This is a genomic window from Providencia sp. PROV_01, assembly GCF_053098325.1.
Genome location: NZ_JBRFKD010000002.1, coordinates 467,930 through 484,810, shown reverse-complemented (window position 1 = coordinate 484,810; position 16,881 = coordinate 467,930). Strand labels below are relative to the sequence as shown.

Below are 16,881 nucleotides of genomic sequence, written 5' to 3'. Positions count from 1 at the left end.
AAATGAGCACTCCCACTGAAAATTTAAAGCAACCCCAAAAACCAATCGTATTCAGCGGCGCACAGCCTTCCGGTGAATTAACCATCGGTAACTATATGGGTGCATTACGTCAGTGGGTACAAATGCAAGATGACTACGATTGCATTTACTGTATCGTTGACCAGCACGCTATCACCGTTCGCCAAGACCCTATCGAGCTGCGTAAAAGAACCCTTGATACACTCGCGCTTTATTTAGCTTGTGGCATTGACCCGAAAAAAAGCACTATTTTTGTTCAGTCCCATGTCCCACAACACGCTCAACTGAGCTGGGCGCTTAACTGCTACACCTATTTCGGTGAATTGAGCCGTATGACTCAATTTAAAGATAAATCTGCCCGTCATGCAGAAAATATCAATGCAGGCCTATTTGATTACCCGGTACTAATGGCAGCCGATATTTTGATTTATCAAACAAATCAAGTACCCGTTGGTATTGACCAGAAACAACACCTTGAATTGAGTCGTGATATTGCTCAACGCTTCAATGCTATTTACGGTGATATTTTCACTGTACCCGATCCATTCATTCCGACTGGTGGTGGTGCCCGTGTTATGGCGCTGCAAGATCCAACTAAGAAAATGTCTAAGTCTGATGATAACCGTAACAACGTTATCGCATTATTAGAAGACCCGAAATCTGTCGTGAAAAAAATCAAACGCGCAATGACTGACTCCGAAGAGCCACCGCGTATTCGTTATGATTTAGAAAACAAACCGGGTGTTTCTAACTTATTAGATATCATGTCGGGCGTGACTGGTAAGAAAATCGCAGAACTCGAAGCAGAATTTGAAGGCCAAATGTACGGTCATCTAAAAGGTGCTGTAGCAGAAGCTGTTTCTGGCATGTTAACTACCCTTCAAACTCGCTACCATGAATTCCGTAATGATGAAGCGCTGCTCAACCAAATTATGGATGAAGGTGCAACTAAAGCGGCTGCTCGCGCGCAAGAAACGTTAGATAAAGTTTATGAAGCAATTGGCTTCGTTAAACGCCCGCAGTTGTAATATTCACCACTTAAATTAAGTGTAATGGGGGAAATTCGTCCCCCATTAGGCTACTGACAACGCCTATTTCCTCCCGTAATACCCAACCCATCAATTCAAAACGTCAAATTAATTACCCACAGTAATTAAATGTAATATCGTGTAATTAATCTCTTTTTGCCTTGTGTCTGGAGTTAACTCTAACGTTTATATTAATCGTGAACACACTCAATAACGGAGAATTACCTATGTCATTTTTCAGCAAATTATTTGGGTTAAATCGAGGTTCACGCTATTCCAAACATGGTGGGTCATCCAAGCATGGGGGTATTCAAACCAAGGACACTCATCCAAACACAGTGACCATAATAATGGGTACTACAACGATAAACAGCAGATCGAGCAGCAATACCGTAACGTAATGCAGTGCCAACAATGTCGCTCAATTATCCGATATGGCGATAAATTCTGTAGTGAGTGCGGTTTACCCGTGCGAAGTCAATAAACAATTCTTATACCCCTAATTGGAGGTGCAAATGTTTATTATTAATGCGCTATGGCTTAATTCATACAAAGAATATATAAAGCAATTTATTACTTCGCCAAGGGAGATGGGATCGATTATTCCATCATCTAGTTCACTCTGTAATACCATGCTGAGTTATATCGATTGGGACAAACAAAGTAAATTTGCAGAAATAGGTGCTGGTAATGGCGTAATGACAAAGCAAATACTGCAAAAGTCTTCATTAAATACATCATTAGATATTTATGAAGTTAATAATACGTTTATTACACAACTTCAACAGATTAAAGATAACCGAGTTGTCGTTTACCCCATTTCGGCTGAATATCTTCAAGATGAGTATGATGTGATTATCTCTGGCATTCCTTTTCTCTCACTAAATAAAAAGATAGGCATGAGAATTCTGAAAAAAGCGAATCAATGCTTAGTTGTCAAGCAAGGGGTTTTTATTTTATTTCAATACACCCAATCCTGCGAAAAGATGTTTTCTCGCTATTTTAATTTTACAAAACAACGTGTCTATCTCAATTTTCCACCCGCTTGGGTTTATGTTTGCTACCCCAAATAAATTTTTCATAAAAAACGGGATAAATTTCCCGTTTTTACCATGCTCAATAACAATCAATTAGATTAATATCACATATGGGTTGGAGCAAATATGCCATCCACCACCTGATTTAATTCCGTAAGTTAAATGTGGGGTTTATCACGAATTAACGTTCAGAATCTAATTGCTCATTATTTTTCAGAACATCTTGCGCTTTGCTGTAGCTTTCAATTAATAATTGATAAGCAGGGAAAATTTGTGTGTAAGCCATTGCCCATTCCGCCGCATCTTCACGGTTCCAAGTCCCTTGTAATTCTGAAGCAACAGCCGCAGTATCCATTGGAACGACACCCGCTTGAACGACACGCGCTAAGGTGATTTCTTGCGCCATTTTGCTGTAAGTACCTGATGCATCAATGACCACAAATACTTGATAACCATCCATCACCGCACTAATCGCAGGGAAAGCCATACAAACACTGGTAATGGTTCCTGCAATAATTAATTGTTTTTTACCTGTTGCTTTTACCGCTGCCACAAACTCAGGGTTATCCCATGCATTAATTTCGCCACGGCGTGCAATATATTGTGCATGTGGCGCATTTTGATGAATTTCTGGGATCAACGGACCATTTGGGCCTTGAGGTACAGAAGCCGTTGTTATTACTGGAATTTTAGCTAGGGAAGCCATTTTAGCCAGAACAGCGGCACGAGCACGCAATTCCGTCATTGGCATGTCACCTACGGTTTGGAATAATCCACTCTGGTGATCGATTAATAACATCACCGCATCTTCTGGGTTAATAGCAGGACGTTGACCATTAAAATTAGCTGGGCTACTCATGATGAAACCTCTCAATCGATAAAATATGAAATCTGTTTTTGTTTTAAAAATAGAACGATAGACGCTCTATTTTCGTGTTATTTAGATTAATTCATCGATTTAAGGCTGAGTAGTCCAGTTTTTGATAAACACTGTTCTATAAATAGAATAATTAGTCTTTATTCTATTGTTCTATCACTGCAACAATGAAACCTATTTTTGCTACTACTGCCAAGTGATTTGCTCCTTTATTATTCAGTCATCAAAACAATTTTAGGAGCAAAACCATGAAAAAAATTATTGGTATCTATCAATCTCCTCGCAGCCATTGGGTCGGAGACGGCTTTCCTGTCCGTTCAATGTTTAGCTATAACGATCATGGGAAATACCTCAACCCATTCCTTTTACTCGATAGAGCGGGGCCTTTTGATTTTTCAAGCTCAAATTCAGCAAATAGGGGGGTTGGCGAGCACCCACACCGTGGGTTTGAAACCGTTACAATAGTGTATGATGGCGAAGTGGCTCACCATGACTCTACAGGGGAAGGCGGTGTGATAGGCCCAGGCGATGTTCAATGGATGACTGCGGCATCGGGTATTTTACATCAAGAGTATCAGTCTGACGCCTTCATGAAACAAGGTGGCACTCTTGATATGGTACAACTGTGGGTTAATTTGCCAGCAAAAGACAAATCAGCGGCCCCCGGCTACCAGCTGTTAGAAAGCCATAGTATGCCAAAAGTCGCATTACCCAATGATGCAGGAACACTGCGAGTGATCGCGGGTGACTATTTAGGCAATAAAGGTGCAGCAAAAACCTTTAGTCCATTAGATGTATGGGATTTGCAGCTTAACAAAGGTAAAACGGTCGGTATCCCAACCAAAGCGGGACGCTATGTCGGTTTAGTCATGTTACGTGGTTCAATATTTGTTGATGGCCGCTCTGCTTTAAACGAAGGGGAGCTGATGATCCTCGACGATACAGATAGCAATATTCTGTTAGAAGCCACAGAAGATGCCTTAGTACTGTTGCTCAGTGGTGATCCTATTAACGAGCCGGTTGTTGGTTACGGCCCATTTGTGATGAATACTGTGCAAGAAATCAATGAAGCAGTGAATGATTTCAACAGTGGGAAATTTGGCCGCATTCCTGAAACACAGTAAATGAGAAATATTTCCCTGATAGCCTAATGCGCTATCGGGGAAATTTATTTCACTGACGGCGAAATATTATCTGCTAAATGATTTAATAATAATTGGATTGATGGCAACAACCCTTTGCGTGATGGATATACCGCATGAATGATATCTTCAGGAAACTGCCATTTCGGTAATACCTCTATCAAATCCCCTGATTCAATGTCTTTTTCTACCACACCATAAGGCAACCTTGCGATCCCAACACCTTTGCGTGCCGCATGGTATAACGTTAAAATATCTGTTGTCGCTAACTTCGGGGTGAAATGCTGCGTAAAGCTAAGATCGTGACTATTTTTTAGGGTCAACGTGTAATTTTGTGAGTGCTCTGTATTCGCTAACATCGGGTAATCCACCAGCTTTTCGGGCTCTGTGAGTTCACCGTGCTCTGCGAATAACTGCGGGCTAGCCACTAAGATACGCCGTGAATATCCTAGTACTTTCATCATTAAGCCTGAATCATCTAATGGCAATGAACGCACTCGAATAGCTAAATCCAACCCTTCACTAATCACATCCACAGGGCGGTTAACTGCTAAAATTTGAACATCGATATCAGGGTACTTTATCATAAAATCTACAAGTAATTCATTGAGATAGACTTGTAACAGTGCGACTGGACACGATAACTTGATCGTTCCTTTAGGGTGTGACTGAACGGAACAAATCAATTCATGAGCAACTTCAGCTTCATCCACCACATTTTTACACTGCTGATAAAAGACTTGCCCCACTTCCGTGACATGAAACTGACGAGTAGAACGGTAAATCAATGAAACATTAAGGTTTTTCTCTAAGTCTGCAATACGTCGACTCAATTTAGATTTAGGGATCCCTAGAGCCAAACCCGCTTGTGAAAAACCACCATATTCGACAACTTTCACAAAATAGTAGAGATCATTTAAATCATATTGCATCTCACCCCCCTCAATATTCCTAATCGCAATATCGCCATCTTACTAAAAACCCCAAAAAAGCGCTTTAAAAATGAATACCGCCAATAAGGCCTGCAAACAAAACAAATAGTCTGGCAAGCAAAACAACTAATTCACGATAACAAAGCGAAATAAATTAAAGTGACCGATTCGCTATGGAGGTTTCGCATGTACCGCGCACTTTGGGAATTACTTCATCCCTATCGCTTCACACTATTATTTGCACTTATTTTACAAGCCATCGCAGGCCTCTGTTCACTCATTCCATTGATAGCAATTAGCCAAATTGCCAACGCTTCCGTTCATCAATATTATGAATGGGTTGTTATTGCATCCATAGGGGGTGTGAGCTGGCTAATTTGCCAAACTTTTGCTCTGTATTTAACACATCAAACTGATAACCATCTCTGCCATCAACTCAGGCTACAACTTCTGGATAAAGTAGAAAAACTCCCTCTAAACCACTTTGCCCAACATGGTCGAGATGGCTTTTTGCAAATAGCTGACCGTGATGTTCGCTGGCTACATCAATTAACCGCTCATGCCCCTGCAGATATCACAAAATTAATTATCGTCCCAATAACAGCAGCTCTCATTTTATTATGGCAAAATGCACTACTCACCATTTTTTGCTTAATGCCATTAATCACCTCGGTTTTTTTATTTAAACAAATGCGTTCTATACGTTATCAGGCGCTATATACCTCACGTAACCGGACAATGAGTGCCCTGTATGAACAATATGCTGAACTTGCAGATAACCCGCTACAGGCAAGGCAATATCCCAATCAATCCATTCAAAAAAAAACATCACAAGCGTTATACCAATTTGAAATCGCCTTTAAGCGATGGATAAGTAAAATAGGCGCCTTGAGCTCACTGACTCAAGTCGGTATCAGCAGCACATTGCTGTCATTATGGGTTATTTTTGGGGTTTCATTACTCTCTGAGCCCGTACCTCTCGCTCAAATCATTTTATTCATTCTATTAATTAGTAGTATTGCTGCCCCCGTTGCTGCAATGGGGCATGGTGCAGACGCCTTGAACCTTGCTGTTAGCGCATCAGAACGTATTCGCCAACTTCTAGCTGAACCGGATATGCATTACGGAGAAAAGGAAATTACCCCATCCCAAGGTGAGCTCAAACTTGTCCAAGTTGACGTTAAAATAGGTGATAACTCAATATTATCGAATATTAATATCACCGTAGCCCCCAACGAATTTATTGCTATTGTCGGAACGTCTGGAGCGGGAAAAAGCACCTTAATACAACTTATGGCGCGCTTTTTAGACCCAACAGAGGGAAATGTCCTCTTTAACTCGGTTCCATTACCACTGCTATCATTAACTAGTTTGAACCGTACGGTTTCCATCGTCATGCAAAGCACCCCGCCTCTGCCTTGTTCTGTGCGTGAAAATCTACAGCTATTTGCCCCTAACTCCACTGAAGATGATATGTACCGTTACCTTGGTGAGCTCAACTTATTATCACTGGTAAAACAACAACCTAAAGGGCTGGATGCCGTAATAGAGCAAGATATGGTGTTGTCCGGTGGAGAGGCTCAACGCCTCGCGATTGCACGAGCATTGCTATCACCAGCGCCTTTATTGCTGCTTGATGAACCGACATCCGCACTTGACCCTCGAAATGCACAGCGGGTGCTTAATTTATTGTATAGCGAGCCGCGAACTTGTGTACTTATTACCCATGACTTAAACGGCTTGAATCTCGCAGACCGCATATTATTGTTAGACAACGGAAAATTAATCGCACAAGGCTCGCATCAACAACTTTCAATACATTCAGAACCCTATCAGCAACTTTTACGTGCATTGGAGGAGAACTGTGCTTAAACGCTTATTGTGCACCGTACGTAATGCTATATTTTGGATGACCCTAAGCGCTGTTTTAGAGGGAATTAGCGGGTTATTTTTATTTGTTGTTATTTTAGATTGGCACCTTGATACCACTATGCCATTAATACTATTCACTCTTTCTAGCTTAACAACACTCGCCGTAACATTTATAGCCACCCAGAAAGGCTATGTTGCAGGGGGATTGGTGATGCGCTATCTTGCTACGGCACTTATTCGCCATCTGCCGCTTTCATTGCAACCCATTTCAAACAGCAACCAATTAATTTCAGGACCTGTATCACAGGTTATGTCTGTACCCGCACATTTACTCCATCCTATTATTAGTGGGTTACTCACGCCCTGTACTATCGTGATTGGAATGTTAGTCTATCAAGGTGCATTTGGCGCTATTTTACTGTTTATACTCCTTTTGTTATTAGTCTCTTTACGCTTATCTGCCAGAAAAATTGCCTTTTTTGAACGAGCAGCTCATGAATCAGAACAACAAGCAATGAGTGCACTCAACCAATATGCGCTCCACCAGCCATTGATTCGTCGCTCAAATACCCATTATGAGCAGCTGCATCCCAAATTTGCCTTAGCATCCCAATATCAAACTCAGAGACAGCTACAACGAAGAAGCTTGCCATTTCACTTATTATTTTCATTAATGGTACAAACCGCGTTTATTACGCTCTTTGGGTTCGGTATTTATTTAGTTGATCATGCAAAGATGCCATTAAATATGTGGCTAGCAGGGTTAGTTTTATTAGCGCGCTTAATTGAACCTATGTGGTTACTTTCTCATTTAGATCAATCAATTAGACAAATGAAAAAAGCAATTCAACGAATCGAAATAGCCTTGCAGGCTCCGGTATTAACATTTCCTTATCGTTCATCAACACCCACTATCGATAGCGTTAGCTGTGAACAGTTATCATTTTACAGTGACAATAAAAAATGCATTTTACAAAACATAGGTCTTAGCTTTAAGGAACATACACTTACCGCCATTGTAGGGCCATCAGGAGCAGGAAAAAGTACATTATTAAGCTTACTCGCTCGCTTACAAGACCCAACATATGGCAGTGTGAACTACGGTAATAAAAATATTAAAAACCTATCACAAGAGGTGTTGTGTGCTCACCGGGGAGTCTTACTACAAGATAGCCGTTTATTTTGCGGTAGCGTACGCCAAAATTTGGTACTTGATGATGATAATATTGATGACCGGGTAATCAGTGCATTACTGACACAACTTAATTTCACTGCCAATCATACGTTCTTAGAAAAAGAGGTTGGTTCTGGCGGTATGTTACTTTCTGGAGGACAAAGACAACGGCTGTGTATTGCAAGATTGATTCTACAGCATCCTAATATCATTTTAATGGATGAACCAACAGCAAGCCTTGATAACATCAATACAGCCTCCGTGATTGACCTTATTACTCAAGCCAAACAACAGACACGTATCGTCGTCACCCACCAGCCTAATCTAGCCCGACAAGCAGATGAAATTGTGTATATGGAGAAAGGAAAAATTATCGCTCAGGGAACACATCTCGAATTAATGGCGAATATCCCGTGGTACCAACAGTTTATACAACAAACACCTAAGACATAGGCATTCTCAGTATCGCACGTTATATTACTAGCAAACGCTTATGGCTAAAGACTCTCTTTGTTATAAGCGCACAATAGCTTTTCGCTAGCGATTAACGTTTACCAAACAACCGGTGCTTAAACTCTTCGATGCGGTGGTTATCTAAACGGTTCTGCATGGTTAAGCTCCAACTTGCGGATAACCCTGCAGCACTTAACAGGCGCTGGTATAGTTCCTCATCATAAGGAGCGTGAAATGCAATCATAATGGCTTCTTGTACTGAAATATCACTATTGCGGCTCAATAGCGTTAATGGCGCATTTTCACTAACATTGCCTGTTTTAATGACACGGTACAACCAACCACAGCGCCCATTGTCTTGCATCATTTGTGCAAAATTTTCAATTCCCGTTAACCCATTGAGCTTATAACAAGGGGAACGAGGTTGAGTGACCTGAATACGCGCATCACCCCATGCAAAAATATCCCCAATAAATACGTTTTCTTCAGTCATACCCAACGTTGATATATTTTCCCCAAATGCAGAGGCAACAAATAAATCGGCTAAATCAGGATATGCATTGACCCAGAAATCATAATGTTCCCTAGGATAATGGCAAAGTGCTCTATCTGGCCCACCATGGAAGCGCTTTTCAGCTTGTTCATCGCCATCAAGCCCCAATTGCCCTAACATCAATAACCCGTCGGCAGCTTGCTTATGAATAGCGCTGTGCCCACAAGACTGGGTTGCTTGGACTTTACCGATAAAGACCTGGGGAAAATATGACATGAACAGTGCTCTCCACTTAGCAAAGTAATAGATCTTCCATCATAAAGAATGCCAGTAGAGATAACAATTGGTGGAGTACAAATAAAAAAAGCGCAGCATTAACGCTGCGCTTATGGCAAATAAATTATCTTATAAAATTATTTAGCTTTTGCTGCAAAACGTGCCGCTGCTTCATCCCAGTTCACAACTGACCAGAATGCTTTAATATAATCAGGGCGGCGGTTTTGGAATTTCAGGTAATAAGCGTGTTCCCATACGTCTAAACCGATAATTGGGTAACCAGATACGCCTGAAATAGCCTCACCCATTAATGGGCTGTCTTGGTTAGCAGTTGAAACGACAGCTAATTTACCGTCATCTTTCAGAACCAGCCATGCCCAGCCAGAACCGAAACGTGTTGCAGCTGCTTTTTCAAACAGTTCTTTAAATGCATCAACGCTACCGAAATCACGCTCAATCGCAGCTTTCAGTTCGCCTTTTAATTCAGTACCTAATTTCAAACCTTTCCAGAACAGACTATGGTTTGAGTGGCCACCAGCGTTGTTACGAACAAACGTACGTTGATCAGCTGGGATTTGGTCCAATTTTTGAATCAAAACATCGATATCTAAACCCGCTAATTCAGGCAGTTTTTCTAACGCTGTATTGGTGTTAGTCACATAGGTTTGATGGTGCTTGGTATGGTGGATTTCCATGGTTTGCTTGTCAAAGTGTGGTTCCAGCGCATCATAAGCATAAGGTAAAGCAGGTAATGTATAACTCATATTATTGTCTCCAGTGACGTAAATACCGCTATGTTTCTCATTTTTACCACAAGGCTCATAGGGTAAACACTTGCGTAACTTCGCACCTTGTGAATAACTATCTATTATAGTTATTTTACTGTTAATGAAAATCATTATCAAACCCATAGTAAATATATGGATATTTATATTCGCTATGAGAACTCCTTTATTCAGTAACTAATACCAATAACCCCATCGTTTATTTTTCTTTAAATCTACCTTTTATTATATTTTTAGCTTTATATTTCAATTTGATATTTAGCATCAAATGATAATCCTGCAAATCTCATTACAATTAATACGTGATCTTCCGCGCAAAAGAAAAACAAATTTAAAAATCGTGCTTTAGTTAACCATTTTTTGACATAGTATTAACATCTGCAAGGAGATAATAATATGACTCAAATAACTAAACATCCCGTTCCTGCTGAAATTGCAAAAAATGCCCTGATAAACGAACAACAGTATAACGATGAGTACCAACGCTCGATTCAAGACCCTGAAGGATTTTGGGGCGAAAAAGGAAAAATCGTTGATTGGATTAAACCTTATACACGTGTCAAGAACACCTCTTTTGACCCCGGCCATATTGATATCCGCTGGTTTGAAGATGGTACGTTAAATTTAAGTGCAAACTGTTTGGATCGCCATCTGGCTGAAAAAGGCGACCAAACTGCGATTATTTGGGAAGGCGATGACCCCTCATCGTCAAAAAATGTCACTTACCGCGAACTACACCATGATGTTTGTCAGTTTGCTAATGTTTTGAAACAACAAGGTATTCGTAAAGGCGATGTTGTCGCCATTTACATGCCGATGGTTGTCGAAGCTGCTGTCGCGATGCTGGCTTGTGCTCGTATTGGCGCGATACATACAGTCATTTTTGCTGGTTTCTCCCCTGAGGCGGTCTCTGGTCGCGTTATTGACTGTAAAGCAAAGCTAATCATCACCGCAGATGAAGGCTTACGAGCGGGTCGTGCAATTCCATTAAAGAAAAATGTGGATGACGCACTCGCTAACCCGCAAGTCACTACGGTTTCTAATGTGATTGTTTACCAACGTACAGGCAATGCGCCGAGCTGGGTAGAAGGGCGTGATCTCTGGTGGCACGACGTCATCAAAGGGGTCAGTGCAGATTGCCCTCCAGAAGAAATTAACGCAGAAGACCCACTGTTCATCCTATATACCTCTGGTTCTACAGGTAAGCCAAAAGGCGTTCTGCATAGCACTGGCGGTTATTTAGTCTATGCTACACTGACATTCAAATACACCTTCGACTACCATCCAGGTGAAGTCTATTGGTGTACTGCAGATGTGGGCTGGGTTACAGGCCATAGCTATTTGTTATATGGCCCATTATCCAATGGTGCTAAAACATTAATGTTCGAAGGGGTACCTAATTACCCAGCAGTTAACCGAATGAGCCAAGTGGTTGATAAACACCAAGTCAATATCCTTTATACCGCCCCAACTGCTATCCGTGCATTAATGGCCGAAGGCGATAAAGCCATTGAAGGTACAGATCGCAGCTCATTACGAATTCTCGGTTCAGTGGGAGAACCCATTAATCCTGAAGCTTGGGAATGGTTCTACAAAAAAATTGGTAATAGCCGCTGCCCAGTGGTTGATACATGGTGGCAAACCGAAACAGGTGGTTTCATGATCACACCACTTCCGGGAGCAACCATGTTAAAGCCAGGGTCTGCAACATTGCCATTCTTTGGTGTTCGCCCTGCATTAGTCGATAACCTTGGTGAGCCTATCGAAGGCGCCACAGAAGGTAACTTAGTGATTGTTGATTCATGGCCGGGCCAAGCCCGAACCTTATTTGGCGATCACGAACGCTTCGAGCAAACCTATTTCTCAACCTTTAAAGGCATGTACTTTAGTGGTGATGGTGCTCGTCGTGATGAAGATGGTTATTACTGGATCACAGGCCGTGTTGACGATGTACTGAATATTTCGGGCCATCGTTTAGGTACTGCAGAAATAGAATCAGCGCTCGTTGCACATCCGAAAGTGGCCGAAGCTGCAGTGGTCGGGATTCCTCATAATATTAAAGGCCAAGCAATCTATGCTTATGTCACATTAATATCTGGGGTTGAGCCATCACCAGAGCTATACACCGAAGTTCGCAACTGGGTTCGTAAGGAAATCGGCCCTATTGCCACCCCGGATGTACTTCACTGGACGGATTCACTACCTAAAACTCGTTCCGGTAAAATCATGCGTCGCATCCTACGAAAAATTGCATCAGGAGACACCAGTAATTTCGGAGATACCTCCACGCTGGCCGATCCTGGTGTTGTCGAAAAACTACTCGAAGAAAAACAGTCTATGAGTATGTCATAACGCCAAAAGGCCAACTCATAGAGGCGGCCTTACATACATCCCAACAAGATGGTTTACTCTAAATAATTCGAGGGGTAGCTAGGCGACAAGCGAACGAAGCACGAGGGGCATACACAAGTATGTAACTCGTGTGAGTGAGTGTAGTCAACAAAGCTGCAACTTGAAGTATGACGAGTATAACAGAGGAGAACTCTGATGAATGCTACTGCTTACGAAAAGGTAGAGGATAACCCTCGCTTTAAAGAACTGGTTAGAAAACGTAGTCGCTTTTCATGGTTGTTATCAATAATAACGCTCGTGCTGTATGTTGGTTTTATTTTTCTTATCGCTTTTGACCCAAGCTGGCTTGGAACACCAATATCCGAAGGTTCATACATTACAAGAGGAATTCCTGTTGGTGTAGGGCTGATCGTCATTTCATTTGTACTAACGGGGCTTTACGTTATCCGGGCTAACGGTGAATACGACCGTTTAACAGCAGAAATTTTAAAAGAGGTAGAAAAATGAAAATATTGCTCTCACTCATTCTCTTTTTTACCTCCTCAATAGCGTTTCCCGATGCATTGACAGGGGATGTTGAACGCCAGCCTGTGAATATTCAGGCGATTGTGATGTTCTTACTGTTTGTCGGCTTTACCTTATATATAACTTACTGGGCGTCAAAAAGAACGCGTTCTCGCTCTGATTACTATACTGCAGGCGGGAAAATTACAGGTTTCCAAAACGGGATGGCTATCGCGGGCGACTTTATGTCAGCGGCTTCCTTTTTAGGGATCTCCGCCCTGGTTTATACTTCTGGCTACGATGGTCTGATTTACTCGATTGGCTTCTTAATTGGCTGGCCGATCATTCTATTCTTAATTGCCGAGCGCTTACGTAATTTAGGTCGCTATACTTTCGCTGACGTCGCTTCTTATCGATTAAAACAAAGACCAATTCGCATTCTATCTGCGGTTGGTTCTCTGGTTGTTGTTGCACTGTATCTTATTGCTCAAATGGTGGGTGCGGGTAAATTAATTGAATTATTATTTGGTCTCAATTACCACGTCGCGGTTGTTATTGTGGGTATATTGATGGTGCTGTATGTCCTATTTGGTGGAATGTTAGCCACAACTTGGGTTCAAATTATTAAAGCCATCTTGTTATTAGCTGGTGCAACATTCATGGCTGTTATGGTTATGAAGCATGTTGGCTTTAACTTTAATACCTTATTTAAAGAAGCCGTAGAAGTTCATAAAAATGGTATTGCTATCATGAGTCCTGGAGGGCTGGTCTCCGACCCTATATCCGCCTTATCCCTTGGTTTAGCATTAATGTTTGGTACAGCAGGCCTCCCTCACATTATTATGCGATTCTTCACCGTTAGTGACGCGAAAGAAGCACGTAAAAGTGTGTTCTATGCCACTGGATTTATCGGTTACTTTTACATATTAACCTTTATTATTGGTTTTGGTGCCATCGTTCTTGTCAGTTCCAATCCTGCATTTAAAGATGCTGCTGGTGCATTAATTGGTGGCACCAATATGGCCGCTGTACACCTTGCTGATGCAGTTGGTGGTAATTTCTTCTTAGGCTTTATTTCTGCAGTTGCATTCGCCACCATCCTTGCAGTTGTTGCTGGTTTAACCTTAGCAGGCGCCTCCGCGGTTTCTCATGACCTATATGCGATGGCAATGAAAAATGGTAAAGCTGATGAAAAAGATGAATTACGCGTATCTAAAATTACCGTTGTTATCTTAGGTTTTGTTGCTATCGGGTTAGGCATTCTATTTGAAAAACAAAACATTGCTTTCATGGTTGGCTTAGCCTTCTCCATCGCCGCAAGCTGTAACTTCCCAATCATTTTACTCTCAATGTACTGGCGCAAACTGACTACTCGTGGAGCATTAGCTGGTGGCTGGTTTGGTTTAATTACTGCAGTTGTCTTGATGATTTTAGGGCCAACCATCTGGGTCAGCATTCTTCATCATGAGAAACCAATTTACCCTTATGAATACCCAGCAATTTTTTCTATGGCTGTTGCGTTTATTGCTGCCTGGTTATTCTCTGTAACAGATAATTCAGAACAAGGAAAAATGGAAAGAGAGCGCTTTAAAGAACAATTTATTCGTTCACAGATTGGGCTTGGTATTGAACAAGGAAAATCGCATTAACGTCGACCTCTCATAATTATATAGAATAAAAAACGGCTATTTATGCCGTTTTTTTTATTCTATATAACGTAAATATTAAATAACAATGAATAACAATTACATATCGAATATTTAAGAGAGGTAGAAAAACCTATTGGTATCAAATGCGGGCCAAATATCACATCATATACATTGCTGAAATTAATAAAGAAATTAAACCCTAGTCAAGAAAAAGGAAAAACAGTTCTCATCATTAGAATGGGAGCAGGTGTTATTAAACAAAAACTCCCGGCTCTCATAAAATCAATTCAGCCCAGTGGCAAGCCCGTCATTTGGATGATTGTCCCTATGCATGGTAATACTAAAAATGCCAAAGAAGGATATAAAACACGCTATTTTACGGGTATTACTAATGAAATGATTCAATTCATTCATATATTAAAGGAGGCAGGAGTACATCTAGGAGGTGCCCATTTAGAAATGACAGGACTAGATGTTACTGAGTGCACAGGGAGGTATCCTTGAAATCAGCGAAGAAGATATTAGTTATAAATATCAGTCATTATATGACCCTAGACTCAACAAAATGCAATCTCTCGAAATTGCATATCTTCTAGGTAAAAATTGGAATTAGTTATTTTTATTAATCTAGCCCTCAATGTAGGGCCAGCCTTTGCAATAGATAAAAAATCCCCCAACTAAAAGTAGCCGAGGGATATGCAAACATTTATTAGATTGTTAGTGTGTGCTAATTTGCATAGTGCAGTCTTTCTCTATTAGCCCAATCTTCAACAAGTGAATAAGTACTTGATGGGTTTGCCTTTCTCTCTTCTTGAAGGCTCTTAAACTCTGCTTTATTTTTTGGCGTATAACGCATCAATAATTGGTCTAATACAATATGCTTTTCAGCAAATTCAGAATCCATTTTTAGACGCTTATACAATGTGTATGTGATGATGGCACTAACCGCCAACATGGAGATCACCGCGACAAAGCTGTAATCTATTCCAAAATAAATTCTTGCTGCATTTAATAGTAAAAATGGTACAAAAAACATCACAAGTATAGAAAGAATAATTGCACCATCTTGCCCATTGTTAAATTCAAATTCATTCTGCTTATTTACAGAAAGAATTTGATCAAAAATCTTATGATTAGCGCTTTTTGCCTTTTTCATGTGATCCACCTTTGGCACATAAACAATATTTACATGAAATACAGTTAGTTAATGATTACAGCTTATGCTATTAACGACACCTTGGACTGTGTTCTTTCCATTGAAAATTCTATTTATAAACAAATTTTATATCTAATGTAATATCTTAAGTTGATTTACTCATTATAAGCACAATAAAATAAAACATCAATTTAACAATTTTTATATATAAAAATAACCATTCGAATAAATTTTAGACGTAAATTTAAAATGGTGATGAACAGCTTTTATACCAGAAAAAATGGCTTATAACATTTTATCTATTGATATTATTAATATTTAAATGATAAACATATACTTTTTGTACATACTAATTAACACCATAAAAACCATAAAATAGAAAAAATCTAAATAAGTAAAGTAGAGTAAATCGATGAACTAACCTTACTAATTCATTATTTATTTTAATAGATTAGAATTTATCTATCGGTAGAGTGTATAAATGAATTCATTTCATACCTATTTAAGAAATGATGGTTCAAGCTTACCTTCACTGCTCCACTTTATTTTTTAAGTGGACTGTCACTTATTTCCCAAGCAATTCCATTCATCGAGGTGATAGGTAAACCACCAACCCGCTATATCCATTGGATTTTACTAAAACTCTGCTACCCACCAAACAACTTGTGAGCTGTTACTTACTACTCTGAGTCTCTCATTAGCATTCAACCTCTAATTTCATTAAAATTTCGCTACATACCAAACAAACCGTGAGCTGTTACTTACTACTTTGCATCCCTCAATCACATTCCTCCCTTGAATGCTAAGGGTGCAACGCCTTGATTTAATTCTCCCCTCTTAACTCCCCATCCCCCTTTGTAGCCCAAATAGAAGTGAGTTGTTACTCACTACTTTGTATCGTAAGCGCTTATTTACGATAGTTATATTCATGACTAATGGCTCTGCGAAGAGGAATAAAATCAAATAAATCAAGCGAGTCGTTAAAAGAAGAAAGAAGTTGGGAAGTTGGGAAGTTGGGAAGTTGGGAAGTTGGGAAGTTAGGACCTCAAGGGGCTTCAACGCTAACATCAACAATAAATTAGTTTCCCCCAAACGTAAAAAAGCCACCCAATGGGTGGCTTTCTCGCTAATTT

Annotated in this window: 16 protein-coding genes; 10 read left to right on the top strand and 6 right to left on the bottom strand. The window is 40.4% G+C overall.

Annotation, left to right across the window (positions count from 1 at the left end; genetic code table 11):
• Positions 1–2 precede the first annotated feature (2 nt).
• Positions 3–1,046 carry a tryptophan--tRNA ligase gene (gene trpS / locus ACU696_RS02975; protein WP_115166320.1) on the top strand — a complete coding sequence of 348 codons (1,044 nt, stop codon included), beginning with the start codon at positions 3–5 and terminating at the stop codon, positions 1,044–1,046.
• Positions 1,047–1,561: 515 nt separating this feature from the next.
• A complete protein-coding gene (locus ACU696_RS02970; RefSeq protein WP_115166318.1) occupies positions 1,562–2,119 on the top strand; it encodes a class I SAM-dependent methyltransferase in 558 nt (185 codons plus the stop codon).
• 145 nt (positions 2,120–2,264) lie between these two features.
• On the opposite strand, the gene ACU696_RS02965 is transcribed toward ACU696_RS02970, so the two are convergent.
• On the bottom strand, positions 2,265–2,942 hold the full coding sequence (locus ACU696_RS02965; protein WP_004906617.1) for a hydrolase: 678 nt from the start codon (positions 2,940–2,942) through the stop codon (positions 2,265–2,267).
• A 266-nt stretch (positions 2,943–3,208) separates the two neighbouring features.
• On the opposite strand from ACU696_RS02965, the gene ACU696_RS02960 reads away from it, so the two are divergent.
• A complete protein-coding gene (locus tag ACU696_RS02960; protein WP_115166317.1) occupies positions 3,209–4,084 on the top strand; it encodes a pirin family protein in 876 nt (291 codons plus the stop codon).
• A 44-nt stretch (positions 4,085–4,128) separates the two neighbouring features.
• On the opposite strand, the gene ACU696_RS02955 is transcribed toward ACU696_RS02960, so the two are convergent.
• A complete protein-coding gene (locus tag ACU696_RS02955) occupies positions 4,129–5,034 on the bottom strand; it encodes a LysR substrate-binding domain-containing protein (protein WP_004906621.1) in 906 nt (301 codons plus the stop codon).
• Positions 5,035–5,220: 186 nt separating this feature from the next.
• Here ACU696_RS02955 and ACU696_RS02950 point away from each other — a divergent pair, with 186 nt between their 5' ends.
• Together ACU696_RS02950 and ACU696_RS02945 are read left to right on the top strand one after the other, a co-directional pair.
• Positions 5,221–6,906 carry an ABC transporter ATP-binding protein gene (locus ACU696_RS02950; RefSeq protein WP_209102290.1) on the top strand — a complete coding sequence of 562 codons (1,686 nt, stop codon included), beginning with the start codon at positions 5,221–5,223 and terminating at the stop codon, positions 6,904–6,906.
• Positions 6,899–8,533, top strand: a complete 1,635-nt coding sequence (locus ACU696_RS02945; protein WP_209102289.1) for an ATP-binding cassette domain-containing protein — start codon at positions 6,899–6,901, stop codon at positions 8,531–8,533. Before ACU696_RS02950 ends, ACU696_RS02945 begins: the two co-directional genes overlap by 8 nt.
• Positions 8,534–8,624: 91 nt before the next feature.
• On the opposite strand, the gene yiiM is transcribed toward ACU696_RS02945, so the two are convergent.
• Positions 8,625–9,302, bottom strand: coding sequence for a 6-hydroxyaminopurine reductase (gene yiiM / locus ACU696_RS02940; RefSeq protein ID WP_117162887.1), 678 nt, complete (start codon positions 9,300–9,302; stop codon positions 8,625–8,627).
• A 137-nt stretch (positions 9,303–9,439) separates the two neighbouring features.
• Positions 9,440–10,066: a superoxide dismutase [Mn] gene (gene sodA, locus ACU696_RS02935; protein ID WP_004906628.1), complete on the bottom strand. Its 627-nt coding sequence runs from the start codon at positions 10,064–10,066 to the stop codon at positions 9,440–9,442.
• A 417-nt stretch (positions 10,067–10,483) separates the two neighbouring features.
• Here sodA and acs point away from each other — a divergent pair, with 417 nt between their 5' ends.
• From acs to ACU696_RS02910, 5 genes are all read left to right on the top strand, one after another.
• A complete protein-coding gene (acs, locus tag ACU696_RS02930; RefSeq protein ID WP_115166313.1) occupies positions 10,484–12,439 on the top strand; it encodes an acetate--CoA ligase in 1,956 nt (651 codons plus the stop codon).
• Positions 12,440–12,634: 195 nt separating this feature from the next.
• Positions 12,635–12,946, top strand: coding sequence for a DUF485 domain-containing protein (locus ACU696_RS02925; protein WP_004906633.1), 312 nt, complete (start codon positions 12,635–12,637; stop codon positions 12,944–12,946).
• Positions 12,943–14,592 carry a cation/acetate symporter ActP gene (gene actP, locus ACU696_RS02920; protein ID WP_115166312.1) on the top strand — a complete coding sequence of 550 codons (1,650 nt, stop codon included), beginning with the start codon at positions 12,943–12,945 and terminating at the stop codon, positions 14,590–14,592. The genes ACU696_RS02925 and actP overlap by 4 nt, the downstream gene beginning before the upstream one ends.
• A gap of 102 nt (positions 14,593–14,694) precedes the next feature.
• On the top strand, positions 14,695–15,096 hold the full coding sequence (locus ACU696_RS02915) for a 3-deoxy-7-phosphoheptulonate synthase (RefSeq protein ID WP_080641486.1): 402 nt from the start codon (positions 14,695–14,697) through the stop codon (positions 15,094–15,096).
• On the top strand, positions 15,065–15,205 hold the full coding sequence (locus ACU696_RS02910; protein WP_109913247.1) for a 3-deoxy-7-phosphoheptulonate synthase: 141 nt from the start codon (positions 15,065–15,067) through the stop codon (positions 15,203–15,205). Before ACU696_RS02915 ends, ACU696_RS02910 begins: the two co-directional genes overlap by 32 nt.
• Positions 15,206–15,319: 114 nt before the next feature.
• Here ACU696_RS02910 and ACU696_RS02905 read toward each other — a convergent pair whose 3' ends face one another.
• Both ACU696_RS02905 and ACU696_RS02900 read right to left on the bottom strand, forming a co-directional pair.
• Entirely contained in the window at positions 15,320–15,748 is a 429-nt protein-coding gene (locus ACU696_RS02905; RefSeq protein WP_004906643.1) for a hypothetical protein, read from the bottom strand.
• Between the two features lie 837 nt (positions 15,749–16,585).
• Positions 16,586–16,881: hypothetical protein (locus ACU696_RS02900; RefSeq protein ID WP_447343033.1), on the bottom strand; the 296-nt coding region annotated here is incomplete at its 5' end.